Origin of the sequence: Gluconacetobacter tumulisoli (assembly GCF_014174155.1) — a bacterium.
Lineage (GTDB): Bacteria > Pseudomonadota > Alphaproteobacteria > Acetobacterales > Acetobacteraceae > Gluconacetobacter > Gluconacetobacter tumulisoli.
In genome coordinates this window covers 73608-100344 of record NZ_JABEQM010000012.1, presented here as the reverse complement: position 1 = coordinate 100344, position 26737 = coordinate 73608, and the positions used below count along the sequence as shown (strand labels likewise).

Sequence of the window (26737 nt, the reverse complement as noted above, 5' to 3'; positions counted from 1 at the left end):
CCCAGAACAAACCAGATGCCCAATCCTCCTCAACAACCCAACCTAAGCCAGGTCGTCAGAACGCCGCCAACATATCCCTTCCAAACTCTCTCTATTCTATTGTCAAAGATCCCTGAACTTACTCAGTCCAGCCCAACCGGGCCAAAGACATTAGCAAACCCAACCCCACCAGGCAAGTGCCTTTCGGCCCCGCCCCTGCGGTGAACAGCGATCTACACCCCACCCACACCACCGTCAACTGCGGAGGAAGGATCGTTTGGCAAAAAAATGGGAGGTCGATCGGCCCATGCGTCCGATACGGGAGAAAACCGGGAAATTTCAGACCAAAAAAAATTCATGCTTCCTGCCCGCCCGATATCGGGACACCCGCCCCCTGCGGGGCGATCCTTGATTCGGGATGCGGCCCCTTTATCCTTCGGACATGGGGCGGCCGGTCATCGGCGCCGTCGCCCAAAGGGAAAACAGAACGGCATGGCCCCAGACACCCCGAAGCCCCCCCATACTTCCCCCGACGTTGCGCAAGGCAATCGCATCGGCCTGGTCCTGCAGGGTGGCGGCGCGCTGGGCGCCTATCAGGCGGGCGTCTATCAGGTCCTGCATGAGGCAGGGCTGGAGCCGGACTGGATTTCCGGCGTGTCCATCGGTGGCATCAACGCCGCCCTGATCGCCGGCAACCCGCCGGAACTGCGCGTGCCACGTCTGCGTCAATTCTGGGAACGCGTGACGTCACGCAAGATCTGGATCGGCGACACGCCGGCCGGCGATTCGATCCGCAAGATGCACAACGCGTGGTCGTCCTTCGTCACCAGCACCTTCGGCCAGCCGGGGTTCTTTCGCCCGCGCCTGGCCAACCCCTGGCTTGCGGGGCGGGATATCCACGCCGCCACCAGCTATTACGACAGCGCGCCCCTGCGCGAGACGCTGGAGTCCCTGATCGATTTCGATCGGCTCAATACATCCGGCATCCGGCTGGCCTGCGGGGCCGTCAGCGTCGGCAGCGGCAATTTCATCTATTTCGACAATGCCCGCACGCGCCTGACCATCGACCATGTCATGGCCAGCGCCGCCCTGCCGCCGGCCATGCCGATGGTGCGGATCGGGCAGGATTATTACTGGGATGGCGGCATGGTGTCGAACACGCCGCTGCAGCATCTGCTGGACAATGCGGACCAGGACAGCATGCTGATCTTCCAGGTCGATCTGTTTTCCGCGCGGGGGCCGATCCCGCGGGACATGTTCGATGTCCAGGCCCGGACCAAGGACATCCAATATTCATCCCGCACGCGCCTGATCACCGACCATTACCGTGCCCTGCATCGGCAGAAGCTGGAGATCCGCGCCCTTCTGGACCGCATCCCCGAACAGGATCTGACGCCCCGGGACCGCGCCCTGCGCCAGCAGCTGTCTTCGCTGCCCGCAATCACCATCCTGCAATTGATCTACCAGGAAGAAGCCTATGAAGGGCAGACCCGGGATTTCGAGTTTTCAGCCGCATCGATGGAGGAGCACTGGGATGCAGGCGCACGCGATACCCGCATGACCCTCTGCCACCAGGACTGGCTGCGCCCCGCGCCGGACGATGCCGGGCTGATCGTCCACGACGCGCATCGCCCGGACCGGTAATTCTCCCCGGGCCGGGCAGGTCGGTCGATCAGGTCGGGCTGGCAGCCAATGCCTTGCTGTCGACCTTGTCGCCGACGACGATGCCCAGCTTTTCGGTCAGGCCGCCTTGCAGTTCCAACGTGGCGCGAACCGGGCCCTGACTGCTGATCCGCGCCAGACTCTGCGGCACCGCATTCTCGCTGATGGCGGAAATCCGGTTGTCGGCACCGATGAACACGATATCCAGCGAGACCAGCGTGTTTTCCATCCACATGTCACTCTGCTGCGGATAGGGCCAGACGAAGATCATTCCGCGATCCGCTGGCACCGAGGTCCGAAACATCTCGCCCACCTGTTGCTGGCGCGGTGTCAGGGCCAGTTCGACCGAGAACGCGTGTTTCGTTCCGTCATGGCCGATAATCGTCAGGTTTTCACGCGGCAGTTCCGGCTGCGCCTGGGTCGGCGTGCCGCCCGCGTCCTGCGCCCGGGCCGCGGTCGTCGCCGCCAGTATCAGGCCCAGAGCGCAGGCCCCGGCGATCTTGCGCATGTCCATCATATCCTCGACTTCTCCTGTCCGCCCAGCCAGTGCGTGTCTGCGATTATCGCAGGAACGGGTTGCTATGACGTTCCGCCCCGATCGTCGAGGTCCCGCCATGGCCGGGCAGGATCGTCACGTCGTCGCCCAGCGGCAGCAGGCGGGCCGTAATGGCCTCGATCAACTGGGGGCCATTCCCGTACGGAAAATCGGTGCGTCCGACCGAACCACGGAACAGCGTGTCGCCGACGAAGGCGAAGCGCGCCTGCGGATCATGGAACACGACGTGGCCGGGCGTATGGCCCGGCACGTGCAGGACGTGAAACGTCCGGCCCAGCAATGACAGGGTTTCGCCATCCGTGACGTAACGATCCACCGTCACGTTCCGCATTCCCTCCAGCCCGAACCGGGCGGCCTGGGATGCGATATCGGAGAGCAGGAACGCGTCACGCGCATCCGGCCCGACCACCGGTACCGGCGCGCCCTGCCGGCGGGAGAGTTCATCGCGCAATTCATCCGCCCCGCCGGCATGGTCCAGATGCCCGTGCGTCAGCAGGATCGTATCCACCGTCAGGTCGCGAACCGCCAGTTCACGCAACAGAAGGGGGACATCGCCGCCAGGATCCACCACCACGGCATGCCGGGTCGCCAGGTCCCACAGGATCGAACAATTCTGTCCGAAAGCGGTAACCGGAATGATTTCCAGTTCCAGCGCGGGCGAAAACGGCATAGGCGCCTCCTGAACCCGATCGCGTTCGCGACCGGTCAGAGATTGTTTCAAGCATGACTACCGGGCAGGTTTCCAGGCAGTCTCTGGCACAGTTTCTAGGGGCAGGTCGCGTGCCCGGCAAGACCGCCCCCCGTCACTCCGGGAGCGGTCGCGGCCAGCCGGTGGCGGGAATATCGAAATGCGACGGCAGATCGTGGTCGGCAATCCCGGTCAGGTCGTGCGGCTGTTCGCTGACCACCCGGCCCCGCGCAATGGCCGACAGATGGGTGCGCAGCACATGCAAGGTCCGGGGTGGCGCCGCCAGCGCGAGGCCGTCGATGTCGCCCCTTTCCGCCGCATCGTTCAGGTAGGTGGCGAGCCTACGGGCAAATGCCTCCTCATCCCCGTCGTCCGCCGTCAGGGTCGTCAGCGGATGAAATGTGCCGCCGGCATGTTTCAGCACCCGCGCCCGTGCACCGTCAGCCACCATGTACCAGGCGGAATCGAGATAAGTCATGAACCGTACCTCCTGCATCAAGGCGCGTCCGATCCAGGCGCGCCCATTTCTGAGAATGGGATCACGAAGGGGGCCTCGCAATCTGGCATGTCTATATTCCGCCTGATAGAGTGCCCCCGCCATGACACCCCATCCCCTGCCCCGCGATCCGCTCGACCTTGTCCTTGCCTGGGCGGAGGCCGGACATGCCGCTGCCCTGGCGACGGTGGTCGCGACATGGGGCAGTTCCCCGCGGCCGCCGGGCAGCATGATGGCGATCGACGCCACCGGACGGATCGAGGGATCGGTCAGCGGAGGCTGCGTCGAGGCGTCGGTCGTCGATGCCGCCGAGACCGTCATGCAGGGCGGCGCGCCTGAAGTGCTGTCCTATGGCGTGACGTCGGAACAGGCCTGGGCAGTCGGCCTGGCCTGCGGCGGAGAGCTGGATATTCTGGTGGAGTCGGTCGGCCCTGAGGGAACGCTGGATCCCGCACTGCTGCGCCATGCGATGGCCCTGCGGCGTGAGCGGCGGCCGGCCCTGCTGGCCACCCGCCTGACGGACATGCGTCATATCCTGGTGGAACGGACGGCCGGAGGAAGCATGGCGGCCCATGGGGGCGCCGATTTGCCCGACCACATGCTGCCGGCATTGGACATGGCATTTCGCGGTGGCCGCAGCATGCGGCATGAAGCCCCGGACGGCGAGGCGTGGTTCCTGCATCTGCTGACCCCGCCGCACCGGTTGCTGATCGTCGGGGCGGTCCATATTGCGCAGGTCCTGGCGCCGATGGCGGCCGCAACGGGTTTTGCGGTCACGGTCATCGACCCGCGCACCCAACTGGCGACCCCCGAGCGTTTTCCGGGCATTCCGCTGGTGACCGAATGGCCGGACGAGGCCCTGGCGGCCCTGAATGTCGACGACCATACCGCCATCGTCACCCTGACACATGATGCGAAGCTGGACGATCCGACCCTGCGCGCGGCGCTGGACAGCCCGGCCTTCTATATCGGCGCGCTGGGGTCACGAAAGACGCAGACCTCCCGGCTGGGACGCCTGCGCGAGGCCGGATATGACGACGGACGCGCGGCCCGGATCCACGGCCCTGTCGGCCTGGCGATCGGGGCGATCGGGGCGCCGGAAATCGCCCTGTCGATCCTGGCGGAGATCGTGGCCGTGCGGCGCGACGCCCCGCTGGGCCGTCGTCCCGGCTGGACATGACAAGCGGCACGCCGCCGCACATGACGCCCCCCGTCGCCGCCCTGATTCTGGCCGCCGGGCGATCGTCGCGCACCGCGCCGCGCCACAAATTGCTGACCCCGGATGCCGGGGGTGTCCCGATGATCGCCCGCGTTGTCCGTGCCGCATGTGCCAGCACCGCCAGGCCGGTGATCGTCGTGCTCGGCCACCGCGCGGCAGAAATCCGCGCGGCAATCATCCAACATGCCGGGCACCCCGACCTGATCTTCACCATTGCCGAAGACCATGGGGACGGCCTGTCGGCCAGTCTGCGGGCCGGGCTGGCGGCAGTGGGCCCGCACGCGCCATCCGGCGTGCTGGTCTGCCTGGGCGACATGCCGCTGGTCGACAGGACGCTGATCGATCGGCTGATCGCCCGGCACCGGCGGGACCGTGCCCCGGCGACCGTGCCGGTCCATGACGGGCGGACCGGGCATCCCGTCCTGTGGGACCGGGTCATATTTCCGGCGCTGATGGGGCTGGATGGCGATGTCGGCGGCCGCGCGCTGATCCGAGCGCATGCCGGACGGCTGGCCATGATCCCGGCCGATGCCGCGATCCACGCCGATTTCGACACGCCGGAGCGGCTGGACCACTTCGGCACGATCGGCGCGGCCCAGGGCGACGGCCCTGTTGACCCGCCCCGCCCCCGTGTCGGAGAAGAGGGCGCGCGGCCCGATCGGCCGCCCTCACCAAGGACTGGGCCCATGAGCAAGATCATCCGCACCGAACCGAACGCGATCCTGTCGAAGGTCGTGGAATATCACGGCTTCCTCTTTACCCAAGGCTTCGTCGCGCGCGACCTGACCGGCGACGCCACCGCCCAGACCCGCGACATCCTGGAGCAGATCGACGAGGCGCTGGAACTGCACGGCACCGACAAGACCCGCCTGCTGCAGGCCCAGGTCTGGCTGAAGGATATCGCCGATCGCGACGCGCTGAACGGCGTGTGGTCGGCCTGGCTGCCGAAGGACGGCGCGCCGGCGCGCGCCTGCGTCCAGGCGGTCCTCGCCAATCCGGCGATACTGGTCGAAATCATGATCATCTGCACGAAATAAGACGCCGGCCCGGGATCCGCGGCCTGGCGACAACCTGTCGCATTTAGGCCACGGATCCCGATTCCGATTCTGCCGCGTCCAATCCACCGCCCTTCGATCACTCGTTCCGGGAAACCGGGTTTTTTCCTTGAAAAACCGCAATCTGTGAAAATGAAATAGGACTATATTCCTATTTATTCACCGCAAGCGGCATGATTTGATGAAAATGATCGTGCCGTCGCCAAGAAATGCTCCGGCGTCTTGTCAGGGTTGCAAACCCCTTGCTACCCCTGTCTTCGCAGCGACAACGCAGGTGGGGCTTTCGGGAATGCGGGCAGGCGGTTTGGGACGTTCAGTCCTTCTTTCTATGGCGGCCGCTTCCCTCGGTTTCATGCTCCCCCACACCGCCCAGGCGCGGCAGGCGTCGCATCGCGCGGCCCCTGTCGTCCACGGCCATCATATCAGCGCGCGGCGCGTTGGCCATTATCGCGACGCCGGCCATGTCATCCAGTGCGTGGCCTTCGCCCAGTCCGCGTCCGAGGTCGCGCTGCACGGCAATGCCGTCAACTGGTGGTACAACGCCGCCGGGGTCTACGCCCGGGGATCCGCGCCCGAAGCCGGCAGCGTCCTGAATTTTCGCGCCAACCGTCGCATGCCGCTGGGTCACGTCGCCGTCGTGACGGACGTGGTCGACAGCCGCACGATCGTCATCGACCAGTCCCATTGGGCGCAGCGCGGCATCAGCCGCCATGTGTCGGTCATCGACGTGTCCCCCAACAATGACTGGTCGGCCGTGCGCGTGGCCCTGGGTCACGAGGGCGCGTATGGCAGCATCTATCCGACCTATGGCTTCATCTATCCGCGTTCGGATTCGACCGGCCGCATCATGACCGCCAGCAGCGAGCGGTCGGTGCCCAGCACGATCAACACCGCACCGAGCGACCTGCGCCGCCCGATGGCCTCGACCGAAGTGGCCGAAGCGCCCGAGAGCCTGCCGGTCGTGACCTATGGCCATGCCTTCCGCGACGACGCGCCGAACCGTTCGATCCGCTGACCGCTGGCGGACGTTTCGGCCTCTGCCTGAAACAGATCGCGTCCGGGTCCTGGACCTCAACGCATGAAGATGCCCGCCAAATAGAGCGTCGAAGCGTGATCGGGGTCATCCCATCGCAATGCGCTCTTGTATTACGATCGTTCAGTTCGGCCGGCCTGCCCGGTGGTAAGGATGGCCGGTTGCGATCGCCCGGGCACGATAAAGCTGCTCGGCCAGCAGTCCCCGGACCAGCATGTGCGGCCAGGTCATCGGCCCCAGCGACAAGCTGTCATCGGCACGGGCCAGAACCGGTCCGTCCAGCCCCTCGGCACCGCCAATCAGGAAACAGAGGGGCCGCGACAGGCCAAGCCAGCGCTCGACACGCTGTGCGAACGCCAGGCTGCCGTAGGAGCAGCCCCCCTCGTCCATCGCCACGACAAAGGCACGGTCCGGCAGGGCCGCCAGCAGGGACTGGCCCTCGCGCCGCTTGATTTCGGCCGCTGCCCCCCGCCCTTCAGGCACCTCCACGAGGTCGAGGCGTGGCGTCAGCCGGTCGGCATAACGACGGAAGAGATCGCGTTCGACCCCATCCTTCATGCGTCCGACGGCGATCAGGCGCATGGATTTCTCAACATTCGGTTAAAAACGAGCATCGGGCCAATCGGCCTTGCAGGTCGCATATCGGCGGAGATGCAGGATGCACGCGCTGGATCGCCACCGGCGCATTTGCAAAACAACCTCTCAGGCCGTGCCGTCCGGCTCGCCTACCGGCAGAACGTCGAGGTCCGCGCCCCACATCCGCTCCAGCCCGTACAGGGCCCGGGCCTCGGCCTTGAACAGATGCACGACGATATCGCCGGCATCGATCAGCACCCAGTCCGATCCGTTCGCGCCTTCGATCAGCACGCGCTTCAGCCCGGCCTCGCCCAGCTTGCGTTCGACATGCATCGCCATTGCCGCGATCTGGCGGTCGGCGAGGCCGGTCGCGATCACCATCCGGTCGGCGAACGCGGCACGGCCGGTCAGGTCCAGCACAACGATGTCCTCGCCCTTATCGTCGGCCAAACTTTCGGTGATGATGGCCAGGTACTTGTCCAGCAGGGCGGTTTCGACGGGTTCGCGACGAACCGCCTTGCCCGGGCCGGCAACGGCTGCCTTCTTGCGCGGGGTGCCCGGCGCCTTCGCCGTGCCGGCAACCGTACTGACGGCGCCGACGCGGCTGCCGGTCGTACCTGACGTTTTCTTGGGTGCCGTGCGACGAGTGGTCCCCGTATCGGCCGGAGGCTTCCTGGCGATGACTGTAACTCCTGCAGGGTGGTGATGAGGTGCGCCGGGCGGCGACATCGCCCCACCCATGCCCGACGCACGTAATGCCGTTGCTGATATACCGGTCTGGGGAGCCGGAAGAAAGGCCCAAGCACATGGCGCGCGCAATGCAAGGATCGGGGCCTCGCGCTCCGGGCGGCGCCAGCGCGCCAACGCCACCGCCGCCCGTCCGCGCAGCGCCGCCGGGTTATAGGACGGACGCGGCAAAACCGCGAAGGGCACCAGCGAGACGATCCGCCGCCAGCACCGCCATTTGGGTAGCTGGGCCAGCCCGTCCGCCCCCATAAGCCAGACGAATTCCGCCCGCGGGAAACGCCGGCGCAACTGCACCAGCGTATCGACGGTAAAGCGGGTGCCCATCCGTCGTTCGATGTCGGTGGCCACGATCCGCCGGCCGTCGACGCGGGCCGCGACGGCGGCCATCCGGTCATCGAACGGCGCCATGCCGTCGATCGGCTTCAGCGGGTTACCCGGGGACACCATCAGCCAGACCTGATCCAGCCGCAATTGCCGCAAGGCCCGTTGGGCGAGTTGCAGGTGACCGGCATGGACGGGATTGAACGAGCCGCCCAGCAGGCCGATCCGGACCCGCCGTCCGTCGCCCCACGTGGGAATCGACACCATGTCAGGGACGCTGCTGCCCTGTCCCGATCACTTCGTACCGGAAGGTCGTCAGCTGCTCCAGCCCTACCGGGCCACGGGCATGAAAGCGACCGGTGGCGATGCCGATTTCGGCGCCAAAGCCGAATTCGCCACCGTCACAGAACTGGGTCGAGGCGTTCCACATCACCACGGCGCTATCCGTGCCGTTCAGGAACCGTGCCGCGGCATCCGCATCCTCGGTCACGATCGCCTCGGTATGTTCGCTGCCGTAGCGGGCGATATGCGCCAGCGCGCCTTCGACCCCGTCCACCACGGCGATCGACAGGATGGAATCCAGCCATTCGGTCGCGAAATCGGCCTCGGTCGCCGCAGGCAGGTCGGGCAGGATGGCGCGGGCGCGGGCGTCCGCGCGGAAGGTACAGCCGCGCGCGGCAAGGTCGGCCACAATATCCGGCAACAGGGTCGGCGCAATGACCGCGTCGATCAGCAGCGTTTCGGTCGCGCCGCAGATACCAGTGCGCCGCATCTTGGCGTTGACTACCAATCCCCGGGCCATCGCCGGATCGGCGGCCGCGTGGACATAGGTGTGGCACAACCCTTCGGCATGGGCGAGCACGGGCACCCGGGCCTCGCGCTGCACCCGTTCGACCAGCGACTTGCCGCCACGCGGGATGATCAGGTCGATCAGGCCGGACGCCGTCAGCATGTCCGCCACATGACGCCGGTCGGTATCGGGCGCGATCTGTACCGCCGTCTCCGGCAGGCCGGCGGCGCGCAGGCCCGCCGCCATCGCCGCATGGATCGCCCGCGCGCTGTGCAGGCTTTCGGACCCGCCCCGCAGGATGACCGCGTTGCCCGACTTGATGCACAGGCCAGCCGCGTCGGCACCGACATTGGGACGGCTTTCATAGATCATGCCGATCACGCCCACCGGCGTCGCCACCCGTCGGAACCTCAGCCCGTTGGGCCGCGTCCATTCCGCCATGACCCGCCCGACCGGATCCGGCAGGCCCGCCACGTCCTCCAGCCCCCGGGCCATCGCCTCGACCCGCGCCGGGGTCAGGGTCAGCCGGTCGCGGAAGGACGCCGTCGCCGTCGATGTGGCAAGATCACGCGCATTGGCCGCCAGGATGTCGTCCTGCCGGTCGCGCAGGGCCTGCGCCGCCTGCCGCAGGGCCGCATCGCGCACCGCCGACGGACTGCGCGCCAGGGCGCGCGCGGCGTCACGCGCAGCGGCGGCCAGGCGCGGCATGGCCGGGACCCAATCGGTCCGGTCCGTGTCGTCCATAACGGGCGCGACTGTGTTCATGATCGACTCCCTGCCCCTGTGTGGATATGCCGCCGGATTATTGTCGGTTCTGTCGGGATCGGATGCAAGTCATGGGAAAGGACCAGGATTGGGACGCTGTCCCAATCCCCGGCAAAGGGCGGTCGCCCTTTGCAAACCCCGGGCATCGAAGTCACCGAAAAGGGACTGGACAGGTGGCCTGTTGTTCCGAGCACCGGAGCGCTGGAAACTCGCGTCGGATCGCCAACGGGACGCCGGTCCAGCCCCTCTTTCAGACGTTGAAACGGAAGAGGAGAACGTCACCATCCTGCACGACATAGTCGCGGCCTTCGATCCGCAGCTTGCCGGCCTCCTTGGCGCCGGCCTCGCCCTGGTAGCGGACGTAATCGTCATAGGCGACGGTCTCGCAAGCGATGAATCCGCGCTCGAAATCGTTATGGATCACCGCCGCGGCCTGGGGCGCGCGGGTGCCGGCCGTGATCGTCCAGGCACGGGTTTCCTTCGGCCCGACGGTGAAATAGGTCCGCAGGCCCAACAGGCGATAGCCCGCCGCGATCACGCGATCGAGGCCGCTGTCGGCAAGACCCAGCCCGTCGAGGAATTCCTTGCGGTCGTCGGGACCCAGCTGGCTGACCTCTGCCTCGATCGCCGCTGACACGACGACGGCGATGGCGCCCTCGGCCTCGGCGCGGGCGCGCACGCGCTCGGACCACGCATTGCCTTTGGCGGCCGACGCCTCCTCGACATTGCAGACATACAGGACCGGCTTGCTGGTCATCAGCTGCAGGCGGCGCACGGCCTCTTCCTGCCCCGCCGGAATCGCCTGGCGGGCGGGTCGCCCCTCGCGCAGGACCTCGATCAGCGGCTCCATCAGCGCGACCTGGGCGGCGGCGTCGCGGTCGTTGCCCTTGGCCTTCTTCTGCAGGGCCACGATCCGCTTTTCCAGCGATTCCAGGTCGGCCAGCATCAGTTCGGTCTCGATGATCTCCGCATCGCGGATCGGGTCGATCCCGCCCTCGACATGGGTGATGTCGTCATCCTCGAAGCAGCGCAGGACGTGGATAATCGCATCGACCTCGCGGATGTTGGCCAGGAACTGGTTGCCCAGCCCCTCGCCGCGCGATGCACCGCGCACAAGGCCCGCGATATCGACGAACTCCAGGCTGGTCGGCAGGATCTTCTGCGACTTGCCGATCGCAGCCAGCGCCTCCAACCGGGGGTCGGGCACCGCGACCCGGCCCACGTTCGGCTCTATGGTGCAGAACGGATAGTTCGCGGCCTGGGCCGACGCGGTTTCGGTCAGGGCGTTGAACAGGGTCGACTTGCCGACATTCGGCAGGCCCACGATGCCGCAATTGAACCCCATCAGCCCTTCTCCCCGGCCAGCAAGGCCATTTTCGTCATGAACAGTTCGGGCTGCCCGTCCGCCAGGACCGGCGCCGTGTCGGACATGGCATCGAGCATGCGCTCCAGCCAGTCCTGGTCGCTTTTCGCGAAATCGCCCAGCACGTGGCCCGTCACGCGGTCGCGCGCGCCAGGGTGCCCGATTCCGATACGGACGCGCCAGTAATCCTGGCCGCCCAGCATCCGGTCCATCGAACGCAGGCCGTTATGGCCGGCGGCGCCCCCGCCCCGCTTCACTCGCACCCGACCGGGCGCCAGGTCGAGCTCGTCGTGGAAGGCGGTAATGGATTCGATGGGAATCTTGTAGAAGGCGGCGGCTTGCTGAACGCTCTCACCCGAGAGGTTCATGTAGGTCATGGGCTTGAGCAGCAGCACCTTGTGCCGCCCTACCCGTCCTTCGGCCACCTCGCCCCGGAACCGCTTCCGCCATGGCGCGAAGCCATGGCGGGCGGCAATCCGGTCGACGGCCATGAAACCGACATTGTGCCGGTGCCGGCTCATCCCCGGCTCAGGATTTCCGAGCCCGGTCCAGAGCAGCATGCCGTATTCCCTGTCGTATGGCCGTATCCGGTCTCGGGATTACTTCTTCGCCGGGGCCGCAGCCGCCGGGGCCTCGGCCGCTTCGTCGACGCTCGGCGCGGCAACGGTAGCGATCACGAAGTTCGGGATCTGCAGGATCGGCGTCACGTTTTCCGTGCCCTGCAGGTCGTTCCAGCGGACGTTGTCGTGAATGTCCAGCTGCGACAGGTCGACCGTGAACGAAGAAGGCATGTTGGCCGGATCGACGCTGACATCCACCGTATGGCGAACGATGTTCAGCACGCCGCCGCGCTTGATGCCGGGGGACTTGTCCTCGCCCGTGAAGACGATCTGCACTTCGACATGCATGCGCTCGCCGGCGGCAAGGCGCTGGAAATCGACATGGATCGGCTGGTCGGTGACCGGATGCAACTGTATCTCGCGCATCAGGGCGTGGGACGACGCACCGTCGACGGTGATGTCGTACACCCGCGAACGCCAGCCGGCCTTGTGCATTTCGCGCACCACCAGGCGGGGGTCCAGCGCGATCAGGGTCGGTTCCTGCTTCGCACCATAGATAACGGCCGGTACCTGACCGTCACGCCTCGTCGCACGCGCTGCCCCCTTACCAGCCTTCGCGCGCGAAGAAGCCTCAAGTTTCGTGAATTGGGTCACTGTCTGCTCCTGAAAACCAAGCACGCGGGCCTCCAGGGGTGCCCGCGCGTGCGGGGGCCTTTAATGGAAAACCGGTTCCGACGCAAATTTTTCGGCCGCCCGGCGTGGGGCGAGGCCCTTGCCGGGTTCGGGCAGGCCCCGACTGACGGGAATCAGCCTAGCGGGGACAGGCCCCATTCCGCCCCGTCGCCGTCCGCCCCCCCCGCGCGCGGCGCGACCCAGAGCGGCACCGCATTGGGCAGGCGCACGTTCGGCGGCAGCCCCATCGCCGACCGCAGGGCGCGGAACATCGCGCCGTGGCACACGATCAGCGCCACGCCGTTTCCGTCCAGGGCGCGGTTGACGGCGGCGACTGCGCGCGCGCGCAGTTCGGCGAACGGTTCGGCTCCCTTCGGGGTGTATTCCCCCGCGATCCAGCTGTCATACCAATGACCCATCGGCTGGCCTTCCTGCTCGCCGAAGCAGACCTCCTGCAAGCCCTCGTCCACCGCCACCGGCAAGGGGGCCGCACCAGGGGCGGTCATTGCCTGGGCCACGATCTGCGCGGTGCGCAGCGCCCGGATCAGAGGCGAGGACACGATGCGGGCCACCGGCATGTGCACATCCTCATGCCCGGACAACAGGGCACCGGCGGCTTCGGCCTGTGCGATACCGCGCGCGTTCAGGGGAATGTCCGACCGGCCCTGGGACCGCCCCTCGGCGTTCCAGTCCGTCTCGCCATGGCGAAGATACCAGTACGGGCGGGCGATCAGGTCGGTCATGGGGCGGTTCCTTTCCGGTTCGCCTTAAGGAAACTGTTTTCTGCCCGTTTGAAAAGCCGCCTGCCCAGGGTCGCGGATATTGTTCCGCGCCCCGGCCGGCTAGCGACCGGATTTCAAAGAAAATGGTTTTGATGGGATCCAGGGACGACGCCCCTGGACGGGGAACAGGACGCGTCAATCGAACAGCGAGGAGACCGAACTTTCGTCCGAGACCGCGCGCATCGCGCGCGAGAGCAGGTTCGCGGTGCTGATCTGGCGGATATTGGTGGCGTTGGCCACGGCGTCGGTCGCCGCGATGCTGTCGGTCAGGGTCAGCATGCCGATCGGCGAATCCGCGATCCGCTTCACCGCGCCGCCGGTCAGCACACCGTGGGTGACGTAGGCCTCGACCGCCGTGGCCCCTTCCTTCATCAGCGCGGTCGCCGCGTTGCACAGCGACCCGCCGCTGTCGACGATGTCGTCGACCATGACGCAATAGCGGCCGCGCACGTCGCCGATGACGTTCATGACCTCGGACACGCCCGCGCGTTCGCGCCGCTTGTCGATGATCGCCAGGTCGACGTTCAGCCGCTGCGCCAGTTGACGGGCGCGCACCACGCCCCCGACGTCGGGCGAGACGATCATCAGGTTCTGATCCCCTCCGGGAATCGACATCGGCGGCGCGGCGTACGACAATCCGCCCTGGCCCATGCGCCCCTTGATATCGCGGGTGAACAGCGGCGCGGCATAGAGATTGTCGACCGGAATGTCGAAGAAGCCCTGGATCTGCATCGCATGCAGGTCCATCGTCAGGATCCGGTTCGCCCCGGCTTCGACCAGCAGGTTGGCGACCAGCTTGGCGCTGATGGGCGTACGGGAGCCGGACTTGCGATCCTGCCGCGCATAGCCGAAATAGGGCATCACCGCCGTGACGCGCCGTGCCGAAGCGCGCCGCAGCGCGTCCAGCATGATCAGCAGTTCCATCAGATTGTCGTTGGTGGGCGAGCAGGTGCTCTGGATTACGAATATGTCCTCGCCGCGGACGTTCTCGTGGATTTCGACGAAGACCTCCATATCGGCAAAGCGGCGAACCGAAACGTTGCACAGCGGCATGCGCAACTCGGACGCAACCTTCTCGGCCAGAGGCAGGTTGCTGTTGCAGGCGACGATCTTCATCTGGTGACGCTCCCGGGCGGCGATCTCGTGGGATAGCGCGCGGGTTCTAGCAATCGCGCCCGGCCCTGTCATCCATCTCGCGCAATGGCCGGCCATGTCGGCGGCGACGGCCGCATTTGCGTCGGCCTAACGTGGCGGAACCGCCACAGGCGCGCCCGGGGGCAACGGCACGTTATCGCGTCCGGAATAGCGCGAGACCACCTGTCGAACGCCGCCCGCGGCCTCCTGCGCCGCGGCGACGGCGACGTCGCCCCAATGCCCGTCCAGCGCATGGGCATCGATATCATGCAGTTGCGTCGCCGCCCCGGCCTCCTTGCCCGCCGCGTCCACCACCCGCCAGACAAGCTGGAGATGCTGCTGCGGATGGCCGGTGGTTCCGGGCAGCCCGTCCGTCACCGTCACCTTGCAGGACACGGAAAAATCGGCATCGCGCGGCGTATTCTGGATGGCGTCCTCGGCATCGCGGAGCGACGCGCTGAAGGCCTGCGCCAGCGCGACGTCGCCATCGCCCGGCGCGCCGGTCACCCCGGCGAAATAGATCCGTGCCGCCCGGTGCTTCAGGCTGTGCGGATCGTGGTCCATCTGGTCGGCCTGGATCCCGGTCAACGCGCGTGCGATGCCCGATGCCGCCTGCTGCGCCACGCTCTTCAGCATCTCAGGATCGCCGCCGGCCCAGGCCGCGGCGGGAATGCCCGCCCCCTCGTCCGTGCTGCGGACGATTCCGGCGGGCGTGATCACGCTGTAGATCGGCACCACCTGCCCGCCGCGAGTCACGGCCCCCAGCCGCAACCACCAGTCACCCTTGCGCGCCGGCTGCGCCACGGCGGGCACGGACTGGTCCAGCAGGGCGGCGACAATGTCCCGGCTCCATTCCCGGGCGGCGGCGTCACCCAGCAGGGCAACGGGCGGCACCGGCACCGCCAGGCGCGACGGCGGCGGATTCAGGGCCAGCGACCGCCCTTCCCGCCCCGGATCGCGGAAAGGATGCGGCACGTCGAGACATCCGGACAGGAGGCACAGGCCGGCCGCGCCGATCAGGCCGGCCGTGCGATGGAGCAGAGGCGCGCGTTTCATGCGCCGCTTGTAGCACCGGGTCGGGCGATGACAGAAATCTGATGTCCGATCGGGCCGCCCCCCGCCAGGGTCCGCCGCCGATGGCTGAAGAACCGGTCGGGATCGGCCAGCGTATCGACGCCCAGCGCCGTGGCATGGCCGACCCCCGCCCGTCGCAACCGCGCGACGCAATAGGCCGCCAGGTCGAACTGGTAATGCGCTGCCCGGCGGCCCGGCGCGAAGAACGGCGCGGCCCCGGCGTCGGCGGCCAGCGCCTGCTCGCACATGTCCGGTCCGACCTCGTAACTGGCCTGCCCGATGCAGGGACCGACCACGGCGCGGATGCCCGCGGGATCGGCCCCCAGAGCCGCCATCGCCGCCACCGTGGCCTCCAGCACGCCGCCGACCGCGCCACGCCAGCCGGCATGGGCCGCGCCCACCACCCGGCCGTCCGGGCCAGCGAACAGCACCGGCCCGCAATCGGCCGTGATGACCCCCAGCGCCACGTCCGCGCGATCGGTGACCAGCGCATCGGCCGCGGGTCCGGCCCCCGGCCTCCAGACCGCGTCCTCCGCCCCGATGACCGCGACGCCGTCGCCATGGACCTGCGTCACACCCAGCAACCTGTCCGGCGCAACCCCCATCGTCGCGGCGACCCGCCGCCGATTCTCCGCCAGGGCCCCGGCTTCGTCGCCCGAGCGGGTAGAACAGTTCAGGCTGGCGTACGGTCCCTGCGACACGCCGCCCCGCCGGGTGAAAAACCCATGCCGCGCGTCGCCCAGCAGGGCGTGGCGCAGGATCGACTCGTCCGGAATCCCGTTATCGGTCATGGCATGGCTCCCTGATGCGACGCCGGCGCGAAACCCGGCGGGGGCGGCAGGCCGGGCGAGGCGACGACCAGCGCCTTGAATAGCCGCCCCATGCGATCCGGCGCGGCCAGGCGCTGCGCCGCATCGCGAATGGCATGGGCCTCGACCGGCGGGCGGCCGCGGGCCAGTTGTTCGGCCCGGACGAACAGGCCCAGTCCGGTCAGCAGCGCGCCCTGCGTCACGCTGCCATGGATATCGGCCCCGGCGGCACGGGCGGCGGCGGCGAAACACGCGAAATCGACATGGGCGGTCAGGTCGGCCTGGCCGGGATCGGCCAGCGGCCAGGCGGGCTCTCGATCGCGCAGGGCCTGCAGCGTGTCCCCCCACAGCGCGCCGTCATAGCCGTAATCGACGAACAGCGCGACGCCGGGCGCGCGGCGGAGGCGGGCCGCGATCGTGCGCGCCACCCCCAGCGCATCGGCGCAGACTTCCAGCACCTCGCCCCGCGGCAGGGGGCGATCGAGCGGTGCGCCCGGCGGCAGGTCGGACGCCGGCCGTGTCACGAAGGCCATGCCCTGGACGAACCGTTCGTCCCAGCCCTCCGCGGTCCGCACGAACTGGCGGATCGGCAGGGCATCGAGAAATTCGTTGGCCAGCAGGATCGTCGGACCGTCCGGCACGTCCTCGATCCGGTCGTGCCAGGCGACTGGCCGCACGCCCCGCCCGTCCAGCGCCCCGGCCTGCACGGCGCGCAGGCGCGGCGAGGTTTCCACCAGATGGATCGCCGCGGCCGCATGGCAATCGGGCGCCACGCGGGCCAGCAGGCGCTGCATATCGGCCATCAGGGTGCCGCGCCCCGGCCCGGCCTCGACCAGCAGGAAGGGGTCGGGACGGCCCATCCCCTGCCAGGTGACCGCGACCCACGCGCCCAGGATTTCGCCGAACATCTGCGAGATCTCGGGCGCGGTCGCGAAATCGGCGAACGGGTCGCGCCGCGCGTAATAGGCCGCGTTGGCCCGCGCCATGAAGCGGTCCAGACGTTCTCCCCCGCTTGCCGTCACGCGACATCCGCCTCGGCGTCGGCCGGCATCAGGACCGGGCGGGGCGGGCGCGTCATCGCCTGCGCCATCAGCGCCACGCCTGCGATCGCCATGGGAACGCACAGCACCTGCCCCATCGTGGTACCGAAGGGCAGAAAGCCGATGAACGAATCCGGCTCGCGGAAGAATTCGCAGATGCTGCGTGCCACGGCGTAGCCGAACAGGAACAGGCCCGACAGGAAGCCCGGCCGTTCGCGGACCGCCGTCCGGCGCGACACCAGCCACATCACGGTGAACAGGACCGCGCCCTCCAGCAGTGCCTCGTACAGTTCGGAGGGATGGCGGGGTTCCGGCCCCGCCTGGGGAAAGATCATCGCCCAGGGCAGGCTGGCCGGCGCCGGACGCCCCCATAATTCGCCGTTGATGAAATTGGCCAGCCGCCCCAGCCCCAGCCCCATCGGCACCACCACGGTCACCCGGTCGGAAAAGCCGAGGAAACTGAGCCCGTTGCGCCAGCTGAACAATGCCAGGGCAATAACGACGCCCAGCGCCCCGCCATGGAACGACATGCCGCCATGCCAGACCTGCAAGGCCGCCAGCGGATGCGCCAGATAGACGCCCGGCTGGTAGAACAGGATATAGCCCAGCCGGCCGCCCAGCACGACGCCCAGCGTTGCCCAGGTCAGGAAATCGTCGACCTGCAGGGCCGTCGCCGCCCGGGGCGCCAGCGCCACCAGATGACGCACCAGCCGCCAGCCGATCAGCAGGGCGGCAATATACGCCACGGCGTACCAGCGGATCGCCAGCGGGCCGACATGCACCATGACCGGATCGAATTGCGGGAATATCAGCACGGGCAGCATGCGGCGTCTTTCTGCTGGATCAGGTCGGGGGAGATCGGTCGGAGGTAGTCCGTCGCGTCAGAGATACGGGTCCGCGGCGGCAAGATAATCCTGCACATAGCGTCGGACCCCGTCTTCCAGCGACGTGAACGGCCGGGTGTAGCCCGCCGCGCGCAGACGCGTCATGTCGGCCCGGGTATAGGACTGGTACTGGCCGCGCAGGGCGTCAGGCATATCGATGAAATCCACCCGTCGCGACTGGCCGGCGGCGTCGCACACCGCATGCGCCAGGTCCAGATAGGTCCGCGCGACCCCGGTGCCGCAATTGAACAGCCCGCTGACATCCGGCCTGTCCAGCAGCCACAGCAGGACGTTCACCACGTCGCCGACCCAGATGAAATCCCGGGCCTGGGCCCCGTCGGCCATCCCCGCGACCTCCGACCGGAACAGCCGAGCCGGCAGGCCCTGGCTGACCTCGTCGTACTTCACCTTCACGACCGAGATCATCTTGCCCTTGTGATACTCGTTCGGTCCGTAGACGTTGAAGAACTTCAACCCCGCCCATTGCGGCGGGGCCACCTCCCCGCGCGCCACGCGCGCCGTCACCTGCCGGTCGAACACGTGCTTGGACCAGCCGTACAGGTTCAGCGGGTGCAGAGCGTCTAGCCCCGCCGGGTCGTCGGAAAACTGCTCCGGCTGGTCGGCCGCGCCATAGGTGGCCGCCGACGAGGCATAGATGAACCGCGCGCCGTTCCGTGCGCACCAGTCCCACAGCCGCGTCGACAGGTCGATATTGGTCCGCCAGACCAGATCGCCGTCGCGGGCCGTCGTCTCGCTGATCGCCCCGAGATGAAAGATCGCGGTGACATAGGGCCGGGTGGCCAGGAAATCGTCCAGCGCCTCGGGCGCCAGCAACCGGTCGGGCGCGTGACGGGCGACGTTGCGCCATTTGTCGCCGACGCCCAGCCAGTCGACGACGATCGTTTCCTCGCCCCGCGCCCGAAGCGCCGCCTGCAGACATGAGCCGATGAACCCGGCCCCACCGGTGATGATGATCATGACCCCGGTTTATAGGGATCCGCCGCCCGTCCTCCAAGCCGGCACGAATGGCGGATGGCCTTGGCGGCGTGGAATGTCTATATCGTCGGCACCATATCCATTCGGCCGGTCGCATGTCGCGCGGCCGGCCCGCAGAACCCGCCCTGGAACAGGAGGTCCCGCAATGACCGACAGGCCACGCTTTTTCGATGATCTCGCCGGTGTCGCCGGTGGTGCGTTTTCCGCCCTGGCCGGCGTGCGCGAGGAAATCGGCGCCATCGTCCGCGCCCGCGTGGACGAGGCGCTGTCGTCGCTGAATCTGGTCCGCCGGGACGAGTTCGAGGTGGTGCGCGAACTGGCCAGCCGTGCCCGCATGGCACAGGAAGATGCCGAGGCGCGGCTGTCCGCCCTCGAATCGCGAATCGCGACGCTGGAGGCCGACAGCGGCCGGTCCCAGGACTATGTTCCGCCGACGGATCAGCCGCCGGCGCCATTCAACTCGTTCTGAAAACGAACGGAACGACCAAAAAATCCACACGGGGCAAGTGTCGCGCGCGCGCAACGCTTGCCAGCCTGCCTGAACCGCCCATAGGGTTAACGTGTGGCCGCGTCCCGACCCCGGGTCGGGACAGCAGACGGCCCGGTTCGCAGACGTTCGGGGTCCGGCGCGCGACGCCGGCCTCCCTCCACGGCTTCGGGGAGTCCCACATGCCTGCCCTCACGCTCTCCTCATCCTCCCAGGACTCCAACCCGCTCGATCTCATGGAACAGATCGTCGGCGGATATGAATGGGCGTTCGAACGCCGCAACGATTCCGAGATGGCCGCCGAGGCCCCCGGGAAATGGTGCGATTACGGCCTGTATTTCTCCTGGTCGCGCGAAGTCAGCGCGATGCATTTCACCTGCACGTTCGACCTGAAGGTTCCGTCCCAGCAACGCCGCGCCCTGTTCGAACTGGTCGCCCTGGCGAACGAACGCCTGTGGATCGGCCATTTCGGCATGGATCTGGAAAGCGGCATGCCGCTGTTCCGCCACGCGGTGCTGCTGCGCGGCGCACCGGGGGCGTCGATGGAAAGCCTGGAAGACATGATCGACATCGCGATCACCGAATGCGAACGTTTCTATCCCGCGTTCCAGTTCGTCCTGTGGGGCGGCAAGACCCCGACCGAGGCCCTGGAGGCCGCCATGCTCGACTGCGCCGGCGAAGCATGACGGACGACGCCGGGACCGCGCGCGATCCCATTCCGCCGCTGCTGCTGGTCGGCTGCGGGCAGATGGGCGGCGCCATGCTGGCCGGCTGGCTGGCGGAAGGGCTGGCGCCCTCCGTCATCCTCGACCGGCATCGCGGCGCGGTTCCGCCGCCGCACCGTGTCGTGCCCCTGGCGGCCGACCTGCCGGCGGACTTCGTCCCGTCGCTGATCGTGCTGGCCACCAAGCCGCAGAAGGCCGCCACCGTCATTCCCGACCTGGCGCGCTTCGCACGCCAGGCCCCGGTCCTGTCGGTCATGGCCGGCAAGACGGTCGATGGCCTGGCCGACGCCTTCGCGGCAGCGGGGGCGCCGGGCGCAATCGTCATCCGGGCGATGCCCAACACGCCGTCGGCCATCGGGCAGGGCATGACGGTCTGCTATGCCCCGCCGACGGCCACCCCCGCCCAGCGCGCGCTGTGCGAACGGGTGCTGTCGGCGGTCGGCGACACGGCCTGGGTCGAGGCCGAGGAGCAGATGGATGCGGTGACGGCGGTGTCCGGCAGCGGACCGGCCTATGTTTTCCTGCTGGCCGAGCTGATGGAACGCGCGGCCATCGCCCAGGGCCTGCCGCCCGCACTGGCGCGAAGGATCGCCCGGCGCACGGTTTCGGGCGCCGGCGCCCTGATGGAACAAACCGGCGTGGACGCCGACGAACTGCGCCGCCGCGTCACCAGCCCCGGCGGCACCACGCAACAGGCCCTGTCGGTCCTGATGGACCCGGATGCCTGGCCTGCCGCGGTGGACACCGCCATTCGCGCCGCCGCCGTCCGTGCGCGCGAACTCGCGTCCTGAAGCGCGGCGGATCGCCGGCTGACGCATTTCAGGGGAACGCGGGCGAACTTGCGCCCTGCCCCGCCGTAATTTAACCGCAATACGGACCGAGCCTGCCCGGATCGGCCGGACCGCAGGCACAGACCAGAAGATACGTCAGAAGACCTCATGGACAACGACCAGTTCGACGATGCCCTGCTCCGCTCCGCGATGGAACGTGCCGCGATCTACGGATGGCGGCGGCTGACCGTCGTCGACGCCGCGCGTGACGCGGGCATTCCGCTGGACGACGCACGGCGGCGCTTTCCGCTGAAGCCCTGCATCCTGCTGAAACTCGGGCGCCTGGCGGACGAATCCGCCCTGGTCGACGACGGCAGCACCGGCACCCCGCGCGAAAAGCTGTTCGACCTGCTGATGCGGCGGTTCGACGTGCTGCAGCAATATCGTGCCGGCGTGCGCGCGGTGCTGCGCGCCCTGCCCTTCGACCCGGCGCTGGCGCTGCTGCTGGGCGGCGCGACGCTGGAGAGCATGCGCTGGATGGCCAGCGCAGCCGGCCTGGACATCTCGGGCGTGGCGGGTGCGCTGCGGGTCAAGGGGCTGGTCGGCGTATGGACATACGCCCTGCGGGCCTGGGACCGCGATGACAGCGAGGACCTGTCGCACACCATGGCCGCCCTGGATCAGGCGCTGGACCGTGCGGCCCGCCTGGGCAACCTGCTGGAACGCCGCTCGGCGTCCCGCGCCGCCGCCCCCGAGGAGGCGATGGCGCATTCGACCGACATCGATCCGTTGGTGGACCTGCCGCTGGAGCCGTCGCCCGACCCGTTCTGATCCCTATCCGGCCAAAGGGGCATCTGCCCCCTTTACGCCACCGGGAAGAACACATTAGAAGGGCGGGACCGAGCGGAATCGGCATGTTGGGGCGTAGCCAAGCGGTAAGGCAGCGGATTTTGATTCCGCCATTCGGAGGTTCGATCCCTCCCGCCCCAGCCAGCGCTGGACATCCCGGAAACTTTGAAATCCGATGCGGCGCAGGGACGAAGACGTCTCGTCCTGGCGACGGCCATGTACGGTTTCGGGACGAAGCCATAAAATTCACGATCGATACATCAATCGATCATGACGGGTGCGCTGGCGTCATGACCATAGTCCGGTCACATCCAGCCCCATTTCATTTCGGCTTCGCTCGAGGAGGGCGCGGTGGCGATCGCATCGCCAGGATCGGGAACGATATGCCGATGGCCTGAAATCGGGTTCAGGCCGGCATGACGCCGTCACGGCCAGCGGGCTGGCCGTGACGGCGTCATGCGACGCGGGAAAGTAGCCTCAGACCGCTTTCTTCAGGTTCGGGCTGGCCTTGAAGCGCACCGTCTTGCCGGCCTTGACCTTCACCGGGTCGCCGGTGCGGGGGTTAAGCGCCTTGCGCGCCTTGGTTTTCTTGACCGTGAACGTCCCGAACGACGGCAGCGTGAAGCCGCCCTCTTTCTTCAGTTCCTTGACGATTGCGGAAATCAGGTCGGATGCTGCCTGGTTGGCGGCGACGCCGGTGCAGTCGATCGAATCCTGGATAACCGCGGCGATGAAGGCCTTGCTCATTGAGACTATCTGCTCCTTGTCAGGATACCATGGGACAACGCCGCAACCGGGCTATGGTTCACGACGTCGTGCGTCAGAGGACGCGGCTTGTAGCGCGCACCTGAATCTTATGCCAGAAAAATTTTTGCCGCATGGACATTCTTGCTGACATGAACTGCAAAAGCCGCATCCCTTGCCGAAAGGGTCGATTTTCAGCGGCATCTGGCCAAGCCCGTTTTTGTCATAACGATTTCGGACCATTTCGGGCGACGGGTCCATGACCCGCATCGTCTGCCTGTTCGCCCATTACGACCCGGCCGGCCGACTGGCGCCCCATGTGCGCCATTACCTGGCGGAACTGACGGCCTGCGGGATGACGATCCATCTGGCGCTGTCGGGCGTACGCAGGCCAGATGCCGAAACCGCGCAGTTCTGCGCCCGCCACGGCATCGTCCCCCATCCGCGCCCCAACGGCGGGCTGGATTTCGGCGCCTGGCAGGATCTGCTGGCGGCCGGATGCGCCGAGGGGGCGGACCGGATCGTGCTGGCCAACGACAGTGTATTCGGCCCGCTGCGCCACCTGGCCCCCATCCTGCGCGCCATGATGGACAGGCCGGCGGATGTCTGGGGGCTGGTCGAGTCCCATGACGTCGCCTGGCACCTGCAATCATGGTTCCTCTGCTTCACCGCGCAGGCCCTGGACCATCCGGCGATCCGTCGGGTCCTTGCCCAGCCCTTTGCCGCGATGGGCAAGCCGGAAATCGTCCTACATGGCGAGGTGGGGCTGGGGATGGCGATCCGTAGCGCCGGCCTGCGCACCGCCGCGGCATGGACGGACCGCAGGACGGGCCTGCGCCGGCTGATCTCCACCAACCCGATGCACGCGGACTGGCTCTCGGTCGCACGATCGGACGGCGTGCCGTTCATCAAGGTGGAACTGCTGCGCGACAATCCCTGCGGGATCTCCTGGACCGGCCATTGGCGCGCGCTGGTGGCCTGCAGCCCGCATTTCCGGGCGGAATGGATCGAAACCTGCCTGCGCGACCAGCCCCGCCGGACCGCGTCCCGGCGCGCGGGATGGAAGATGCGCCTGCTCTACCTGTTCCTCAGCCGCGATCGGGGCGCGGCTCTGTCCGCCCTGCTGCCGTCAATTGCCGGATTTCAAAGACGACGCCCTTGACGGGGTCCAGGGGCAATGCCCCTTGTCAGACCCCCGCCCCCACCACCCCGTGCAACAGGTCCAGCAATTCGCGGGCCTGGACGTTCCACGTCGCCAGTTGGTCCTTGAAGGGATTGACGTAGCCGTCGAACAGACCTGGATCGAGCAATGCGGCCACCGCCGCCGCAAGATCGCCGGGCGTGGCGTCGAGCCCGATCAGCGTGCCGTTCACCCCGTCGACGATATCCTCGGCCTGGCCGCCAGGCGCCGAGGCCACCACCCAGACGTCGCGGGCCAGGGCCTCGCGCACCGTCAGGCCATAGCTTTCCGGCCAGCGCGAGGGAAACAGCAGCACGTCGATGGAGTCGAAGAACGCATCCATCGTCCCGGCATCATAGGCGGCAACGATGTCCAATTGCCCCCGCACCCGCCAATCCGCCACGTCGATCGAGCGGAGTCCCAGATTCAGCTTGTTGTCCACCAGGCGCAGCACCCAGTCCGACCTGTCCAGCCCTTCGAACGCCGCGCGGATCAGCGGGAAGCCCTTCACCGTCTCGGTCCCGCCTACATAGCCGAATCTCGGCGCAAGACCCGGCGGACGCAGCGGGCGCGGACGCGGCGGCCAGGTGAAACCGTTGCGGTTCACCACGATCCGTGCCGGATCGACGCCGTTCGCGATATACAGGTCGCGGTGTGCGGCGCTGGGACTCAGCAGCAGCGCCGCGTCGCGCAATCCCTGGCCCAGCAGCAACGCCCGGTCGTCCAGATAGCGGGCCTGCGGACGGCAGCGCTGGCACACGCGCGGGTCGATCCGCGCCTGCCCGCAGAAGCGGCCGTCGGCACGCACCATGAACTGCCGGTCGCACAGCCACCAGGCATCGTGCAAGGTCACGACATAGGGAATACCGCGTTCGCGACAGACCCGCAGCATGCCGATCCCCAGCCCCTGCGGCGCGTGGACATGCACGATATCGGGCCGAAAGGCGGTCACCAGATCGGCGAAGACCGGGGCCACGGCGGGATTGTCGAACGCCGCGATCCCGTCGGCGTCCGGCGGCAGGTCGATCGACAGGACCGGCACGCCGCGATCCTGGTAGCGCAGGGCGGAAGGCGGCCGTCCGGCGATCGCGGGATGCGAGGTCAGGACCGCGACCTCCACGCCGGTCGCGCGCAGGCGCCGGACCATTTCCTCCACCACCCGGGTCGCGCCGCCAAAGGCGCGGGGCGGGTAATAGACATTTACACACAACACCCGCAGCCGCCCGTCCCGAGGAAACGGGGCGGGCCTGCCGAAAACCGGGGCAACCTGCCGCGGTGCCACGTGGTCGGGCGCGTAACGGTCCATGACAGCGGCCCGGGCGCACCCGCCGATCCGACGACGCAGGCCGGCATCATCCGCCAATTGCAGCAGCGCGCGTGTCCAGTCGTCATCGGTGGCGGCCAGACAGCCGTCCTGACCGTCGACGATCGCATCGGCGAACGCGCGGCGGGGGGAACAGACCGACGGCAGGCCCAGGACCGCGGCCTCCAGATATTTGATGTTGCTCTTGGCATCGTTGAAGACGCAATCCACCAGCGGGGCGATGGCGACATCCGCCTGGGCCAGCAGCGCCAGATAGTCGCGATAGGGGCGAGCGGGCAGGATCTCCACCCGGTCGCCGAACGGCGCCAGTTCCCCGGGCACCACCAGGTCGCCGACGATCAGCAACCGCAGGCGCGTATCCGCCGCCATCGCCGCGACCAGCCCAGGCACGGCCACGCGAAAATCGGCATCGTGGGTCCGCGTCCCCGACCCGTAGGCTACCACGACCGACCTGTCGTCCGCATCCCGCACCGTTCCGGCCTCCAGCCCGGCGGCAATGGCCAGGGTGTCGGCATCCAGCGCGTTTTCGATCACCGAGACGTCGCGCAGGCCGGCGGTACGCATCGCTTCGGCCAGGACCGGGGTGGAGGCGATGCCCCGGTCGCAGGCCAGCATGCAGTTCCGAAACAATTCGACCCCGAACAGCAATTGCGCACGCTCGGCATCAGGCAGCGTGGCGAGGTTGCCGTTGCGCAGATACAGGTCTCGGTCGAAGATCAGGTCGTCGACCTCCCACCAGCATGGCAGCGACAGGCGCCTGGCCTCGGCCAGCAGGATCTGCACCGAGTCGAAGGCCGGCACGCGATAGAAGACGACCAGCGTGCAGAATTGCAGGGCCGTCAGCACCGGTCCGGTATCGCGCCAATCCACGACCTGGCATGTCCAGCCCAGGAACCGAAGCTGATCCACCCTTTGCCAGACACGATATTTCGCGCATTGCCCCAGGCTGAGTTCCGCGACGATCAGGATCCGGGGCGCCAGCCCGCCCGGACGGACGGTCAGCGCATAGGCGTCACGCGGGGCGACGGGTGTGGGGTCACCGTCCGAGGGCGGAGAACGAAGGGCATGCCGTATACGGCGCGTCACCCGCAGGGTTGTCCGGATCGCGCCCTCCTGCCGCAGATGCTGGCGCAGGCGTGCGATCGCCTGCCGCAGCGGCCGGCCCGAAGGCGTGCGCCCCAGCGTCAGCGCACGCACACCGCGCAGCAGATGCAGCAGGCGGCCCGATGCGGACCGATCCCGCAGCCAGGCCAGATGCGTCAACCGGTCGAGATCGTCACGCAGGGCGATGGCACGCATGTCCTGCAATCGCACGCTGGCCCGGTAGACATCCAGAAGATCGTCGGGCTGCGCGTCGGCCGGTCGATCGGACGGATGGGCAGCTTCTCCGCCGGGATGCGCGAAACCGGGCCCTGACGGTCCGGTTCCGGTCTGCACGGCGATGGGATCCACCCGGT

27 protein-coding genes, 1 tRNA gene and 2 pseudogenes are annotated in these 26737 nt (G+C 67.8%); 11 read left to right on the top strand and 19 right to left on the bottom strand.

What is annotated here, in order from left to right; genetic code table 11:
- Nucleotides 1-471 precede the first annotated feature (471 nt).
- The gene (locus HLH28_RS14300; RefSeq protein WP_182960341.1) at nt 472-1623 is read left to right on the top strand and encodes a patatin-like phospholipase family protein; all 1152 of its coding nucleotides are present in this window, start codon (nt 472-474) and stop codon (nt 1621-1623) included.
- Between the two features lie 28 nt (nt 1624-1651).
- Here the strand turns inward: HLH28_RS14300 and HLH28_RS14295 are convergent, their stop codons facing one another.
- From HLH28_RS14295 to HLH28_RS14285, 3 genes are all read right to left on the bottom strand, one after another.
- Nucleotides 1652-2155: a DUF192 domain-containing protein gene (locus tag HLH28_RS14295; protein WP_182960372.1), complete on the bottom strand. Its 504-nt coding sequence runs from the start codon at nt 2153-2155 to the stop codon at nt 1652-1654.
- A gap of 46 nt (nt 2156-2201) precedes the next feature.
- The gene (locus HLH28_RS14290; RefSeq protein ID WP_275943736.1) at nt 2202-2867 is read right to left on the bottom strand and encodes an MBL fold metallo-hydrolase; all 666 of its coding nucleotides are present in this window, start codon (nt 2865-2867) and stop codon (nt 2202-2204) included.
- A 133-nt stretch (nt 2868-3000) separates the two neighbouring features.
- Complete coding sequence (locus HLH28_RS14285) at nt 3001-3363, bottom strand: host attachment protein (RefSeq protein ID WP_182960339.1); 363 nt, start codon at nt 3361-3363, stop codon at nt 3001-3003.
- A 121-nt stretch (nt 3364-3484) separates the two neighbouring features.
- Between HLH28_RS14285 and HLH28_RS14280 the strand changes: the two genes are divergently transcribed.
- The 4 genes and pseudogenes from HLH28_RS14280 (at nt 3485) to HLH28_RS14265 (ending at nt 6670) form a co-directional block, all read left to right on the top strand.
- Nucleotides 3485-4561: an XdhC family protein gene (locus tag HLH28_RS14280; protein ID WP_182960337.1), complete on the top strand. Its 1077-nt coding sequence runs from the start codon at nt 3485-3487 to the stop codon at nt 4559-4561.
- Nucleotides 4558-5088 (top strand): annotated as a pseudogene (locus tag HLH28_RS14275) (nucleotidyltransferase family protein); the annotation flags it as partial. The gene HLH28_RS14280 and the pseudogene HLH28_RS14275, both read left to right, overlap by 4 nt.
- A 198-nt stretch (nt 5089-5286) precedes the next feature.
- Nucleotides 5287-5637 (top strand): RidA family protein, encoded by a 351-nt coding sequence (locus tag HLH28_RS14270; RefSeq protein ID WP_182960368.1) that lies wholly within the window; start codon nt 5287-5289, stop codon nt 5635-5637.
- Between the two features lie 307 nt (nt 5638-5944).
- On the top strand, nt 5945-6670 hold the full coding sequence (locus tag HLH28_RS14265; RefSeq protein WP_182960335.1) for a CHAP domain-containing protein: 726 nt from the start codon (nt 5945-5947) through the stop codon (nt 6668-6670).
- Nucleotides 6671-6811: 141 nt separating this feature from the next.
- On the opposite strand, the gene HLH28_RS14260 is transcribed toward HLH28_RS14265, so the two are convergent.
- The 14 genes and pseudogenes from HLH28_RS14260 to rfaD form a co-directional block, all read right to left on the bottom strand.
- Nucleotides 6812-7270, bottom strand: a complete 459-nt coding sequence (locus HLH28_RS14260) for a 23S rRNA (pseudouridine(1915)-N(3))-methyltransferase RlmH (RefSeq protein ID WP_182960333.1) — start codon at nt 7268-7270, stop codon at nt 6812-6814.
- A gap of 120 nt (nt 7271-7390) precedes the next feature.
- Nucleotides 7391-7945: a ribosome silencing factor gene (gene rsfS / locus HLH28_RS14255; RefSeq protein ID WP_408869853.1), complete on the bottom strand. Its 555-nt coding sequence runs from the start codon at nt 7943-7945 to the stop codon at nt 7391-7393.
- A gap of 60 nt (nt 7946-8005) precedes the next feature.
- Nucleotides 8006-8599, bottom strand: a pseudogene (locus HLH28_RS14250) (nicotinate-nucleotide adenylyltransferase); the annotation flags it as partial.
- A 1-nt stretch (nt 8600) separates the two neighbouring features.
- Nucleotides 8601-9866 (bottom strand): glutamate-5-semialdehyde dehydrogenase, encoded by a 1266-nt coding sequence (locus HLH28_RS14245; RefSeq protein WP_182960364.1) that lies wholly within the window; start codon nt 9864-9866, stop codon nt 8601-8603.
- Between the two features lie 271 nt (nt 9867-10137).
- The gene (gene ychF / locus HLH28_RS14240; RefSeq protein WP_182960331.1) at nt 10138-11232 is read right to left on the bottom strand and encodes a redox-regulated ATPase YchF; all 1095 of its coding nucleotides are present in this window, start codon (nt 11230-11232) and stop codon (nt 10138-10140) included.
- The gene (pth, locus tag HLH28_RS14235; protein ID WP_182960329.1) at nt 11232-11810 is read right to left on the bottom strand and encodes an aminoacyl-tRNA hydrolase; all 579 of its coding nucleotides are present in this window, start codon (nt 11808-11810) and stop codon (nt 11232-11234) included. Before pth ends, ychF begins: the two co-directional genes overlap by 1 nt.
- A 39-nt stretch (nt 11811-11849) precedes the next feature.
- Nucleotides 11850-12464 (bottom strand): 50S ribosomal protein L25/general stress protein Ctc, encoded by a 615-nt coding sequence (locus HLH28_RS14230; protein WP_182960362.1) that lies wholly within the window; start codon nt 12462-12464, stop codon nt 11850-11852.
- 152 nt (nt 12465-12616) lie between these two features.
- A complete protein-coding gene (locus HLH28_RS14225; protein WP_182960327.1) occupies nt 12617-13225 on the bottom strand; it encodes a histidine phosphatase family protein in 609 nt (202 codons plus the stop codon).
- Nucleotides 13226-13399: 174 nt separating this feature from the next.
- Entirely contained in the window at nt 13400-14380 is a 981-nt protein-coding gene (locus HLH28_RS14220; RefSeq protein ID WP_182960325.1) for a ribose-phosphate pyrophosphokinase, read from the bottom strand.
- Nucleotides 14381-14506: 126 nt separating this feature from the next.
- Nucleotides 14507-15454 (bottom strand): hypothetical protein, encoded by a 948-nt coding sequence (locus tag HLH28_RS14215; RefSeq protein ID WP_182960323.1) that lies wholly within the window; start codon nt 15452-15454, stop codon nt 14507-14509.
- Complete coding sequence (pgeF, locus tag HLH28_RS14210) at nt 15451-16263, bottom strand: peptidoglycan editing factor PgeF (protein ID WP_182960321.1); 813 nt, start codon at nt 16261-16263, stop codon at nt 15451-15453. Before pgeF ends, HLH28_RS14215 begins: the two co-directional genes overlap by 4 nt.
- Complete coding sequence (locus HLH28_RS14205) at nt 16260-17267, bottom strand: class I SAM-dependent methyltransferase (RefSeq protein ID WP_182960360.1); 1008 nt, start codon at nt 17265-17267, stop codon at nt 16260-16262. The genes pgeF and HLH28_RS14205 overlap by 4 nt, the downstream gene beginning before the upstream one ends.
- Before the next feature lie 32 nt (nt 17268-17299).
- Nucleotides 17300-18145 (bottom strand): prolipoprotein diacylglyceryl transferase, encoded by an 846-nt coding sequence (lgt, locus tag HLH28_RS14200; RefSeq protein WP_182960319.1) that lies wholly within the window; start codon nt 18143-18145, stop codon nt 17300-17302.
- A gap of 57 nt (nt 18146-18202) precedes the next feature.
- Nucleotides 18203-19183 carry an ADP-glyceromanno-heptose 6-epimerase gene (rfaD, locus tag HLH28_RS14195; RefSeq protein WP_182960317.1) on the bottom strand — a complete coding sequence of 327 codons (981 nt, stop codon included), beginning with the start codon at nt 19181-19183 and terminating at the stop codon, nt 18203-18205.
- A 163-nt stretch (nt 19184-19346) separates the two neighbouring features.
- Here rfaD and HLH28_RS14190 point away from each other — a divergent pair, with 163 nt between their 5' ends.
- The 5 genes from HLH28_RS14190 (at nt 19347) to HLH28_RS14170 (ending at nt 22176) form a co-directional block, all read left to right on the top strand.
- A complete protein-coding gene (locus HLH28_RS14190; protein WP_182960315.1) occupies nt 19347-19670 on the top strand; it encodes an accessory factor UbiK family protein in 324 nt (107 codons plus the stop codon).
- A gap of 200 nt (nt 19671-19870) precedes the next feature.
- The gene (locus tag HLH28_RS14185; RefSeq protein ID WP_182960313.1) at nt 19871-20374 is read left to right on the top strand and encodes a type III secretion system chaperone family protein; all 504 of its coding nucleotides are present in this window, start codon (nt 19871-19873) and stop codon (nt 20372-20374) included.
- Nucleotides 20371-21204, top strand: a complete 834-nt coding sequence (proC, locus tag HLH28_RS14180) for a pyrroline-5-carboxylate reductase (RefSeq protein ID WP_182960311.1) — start codon at nt 20371-20373, stop codon at nt 21202-21204. The genes HLH28_RS14185 and proC overlap by 4 nt, the downstream gene beginning before the upstream one ends.
- 147 nt (nt 21205-21351) lie before the next feature.
- Entirely contained in the window at nt 21352-22014 is a 663-nt protein-coding gene (locus tag HLH28_RS14175) for a TetR family transcriptional regulator (RefSeq protein WP_182960309.1), read from the top strand.
- Between the two features lie 87 nt (nt 22015-22101).
- Nucleotides 22102-22176 (top strand) — tRNA-Gln (locus HLH28_RS14170).
- A gap of 333 nt (nt 22177-22509) precedes the next feature.
- Here HLH28_RS14170 and HLH28_RS14165 read toward each other — a convergent pair.
- Entirely contained in the window at nt 22510-22779 is a 270-nt protein-coding gene (locus tag HLH28_RS14165; RefSeq protein ID WP_182944817.1) for an HU family DNA-binding protein, read from the bottom strand.
- A gap of 256 nt (nt 22780-23035) precedes the next feature.
- Between HLH28_RS14165 and HLH28_RS14160 the strand changes: the two genes are divergently transcribed.
- The gene (locus HLH28_RS14160; RefSeq protein ID WP_182960307.1) at nt 23036-23938 is read left to right on the top strand and encodes a rhamnan synthesis F family protein; all 903 of its coding nucleotides are present in this window, start codon (nt 23036-23038) and stop codon (nt 23936-23938) included.
- A gap of 25 nt (nt 23939-23963) precedes the next feature.
- Here the strand turns inward: HLH28_RS14160 and HLH28_RS14155 are convergent, their stop codons facing one another.
- Nucleotides 23964-26717 carry a glycosyltransferase gene (locus HLH28_RS14155; protein WP_338029746.1) on the bottom strand — a complete coding sequence of 918 codons (2754 nt, stop codon included), beginning with the start codon at nt 26715-26717 and terminating at the stop codon, nt 23964-23966.
- Nucleotides 26718-26737 lie beyond the last annotated feature (20 nt).

Bases quoted from the DNA above. Each gene is read 5' to 3' on its own strand.
- HLH28_RS14300 (WP_182960341.1), top strand. From the start codon at position 472: ATGGCCCCAGACACCCCGAAGCCCCCCCATACTTCCCCCGACGTTGCG.
- HLH28_RS14295 (WP_182960372.1), bottom strand. From the start codon at position 2,155: ATGGACATGCGCAAGATCGCCGGGGCCTGCGCTCTGGGCCTGATACTG.
- HLH28_RS14290 (WP_275943736.1), bottom strand. From the start codon at position 2,867: ATGCCGTTTTCGCCCGCGCTGGAACTGGAAATCATTCCGGTTACCGCT.
- HLH28_RS14285 (WP_182960339.1), bottom strand. From the start codon at position 3,363: ATGACTTATCTCGATTCCGCCTGGTACATGGTGGCTGACGGTGCACGG.
- HLH28_RS14280 (WP_182960337.1), top strand. From the start codon at position 3,485: ATGACACCCCATCCCCTGCCCCGCGATCCGCTCGACCTTGTCCTTGCC.
- HLH28_RS14270 (WP_182960368.1), top strand. From the start codon at position 5,287: ATGAGCAAGATCATCCGCACCGAACCGAACGCGATCCTGTCGAAGGTC.
- HLH28_RS14265 (WP_182960335.1), top strand. From the start codon at position 5,945: ATGCGGGCAGGCGGTTTGGGACGTTCAGTCCTTCTTTCTATGGCGGCC.
- HLH28_RS14260 (WP_182960333.1), bottom strand. From the start codon at position 7,270: ATGCGCCTGATCGCCGTCGGACGCATGAAGGATGGGGTCGAACGCGAT.
- HLH28_RS14245 (WP_182960364.1), bottom strand. From the start codon at position 9,866: ATGGACGACACGGACCGGACCGATTGGGTCCCGGCCATGCCGCGCCTG.
- ychF (WP_182960331.1), bottom strand. From the start codon at position 11,232: ATGGGGTTCAATTGCGGCATCGTGGGCCTGCCGAATGTCGGCAAGTCG.
- pth (WP_182960329.1), bottom strand. From the start codon at position 11,810: ATGCTGCTCTGGACCGGGCTCGGAAATCCTGAGCCGGGGATGAGCCGG.
- HLH28_RS14225 (WP_182960327.1), bottom strand. From the start codon at position 13,225: ATGACCGACCTGATCGCCCGCCCGTACTGGTATCTTCGCCATGGCGAG.
- HLH28_RS14220 (WP_182960325.1), bottom strand. From the start codon at position 14,380: ATGAAGATCGTCGCCTGCAACAGCAACCTGCCTCTGGCCGAGAAGGTT.
- HLH28_RS14215 (WP_182960323.1), bottom strand. From the start codon at position 15,454: ATGAAACGCGCGCCTCTGCTCCATCGCACGGCCGGCCTGATCGGCGCG.
- pgeF (WP_182960321.1), bottom strand. From the start codon at position 16,263: ATGACCGATAACGGGATTCCGGACGAGTCGATCCTGCGCCACGCCCTG.
- HLH28_RS14205 (WP_182960360.1), bottom strand. From the start codon at position 17,267: ATGGCGCGGGCCAACGCGGCCTATTACGCGCGGCGCGACCCGTTCGCC.
- lgt (WP_182960319.1), bottom strand. From the start codon at position 18,145: ATGCTGCCCGTGCTGATATTCCCGCAATTCGATCCGGTCATGGTGCAT.
- rfaD (WP_182960317.1), bottom strand. From the start codon at position 19,183: ATGATCATCATCACCGGTGGGGCCGGGTTCATCGGCTCATGTCTGCAG.
- HLH28_RS14190 (WP_182960315.1), top strand. From the start codon at position 19,347: ATGACCGACAGGCCACGCTTTTTCGATGATCTCGCCGGTGTCGCCGGT.
- HLH28_RS14185 (WP_182960313.1), top strand. From the start codon at position 19,871: ATGCCTGCCCTCACGCTCTCCTCATCCTCCCAGGACTCCAACCCGCTC.
- proC (WP_182960311.1), top strand. From the start codon at position 20,371: ATGACGGACGACGCCGGGACCGCGCGCGATCCCATTCCGCCGCTGCTG.
- HLH28_RS14175 (WP_182960309.1), top strand. From the start codon at position 21,352: ATGGACAACGACCAGTTCGACGATGCCCTGCTCCGCTCCGCGATGGAA.
- HLH28_RS14165 (WP_182944817.1), bottom strand. From the start codon at position 22,779: ATGAGCAAGGCCTTCATCGCCGCGGTTATCCAGGATTCGATCGACTGC.
- HLH28_RS14160 (WP_182960307.1), top strand. From the start codon at position 23,036: ATGACCCGCATCGTCTGCCTGTTCGCCCATTACGACCCGGCCGGCCGA.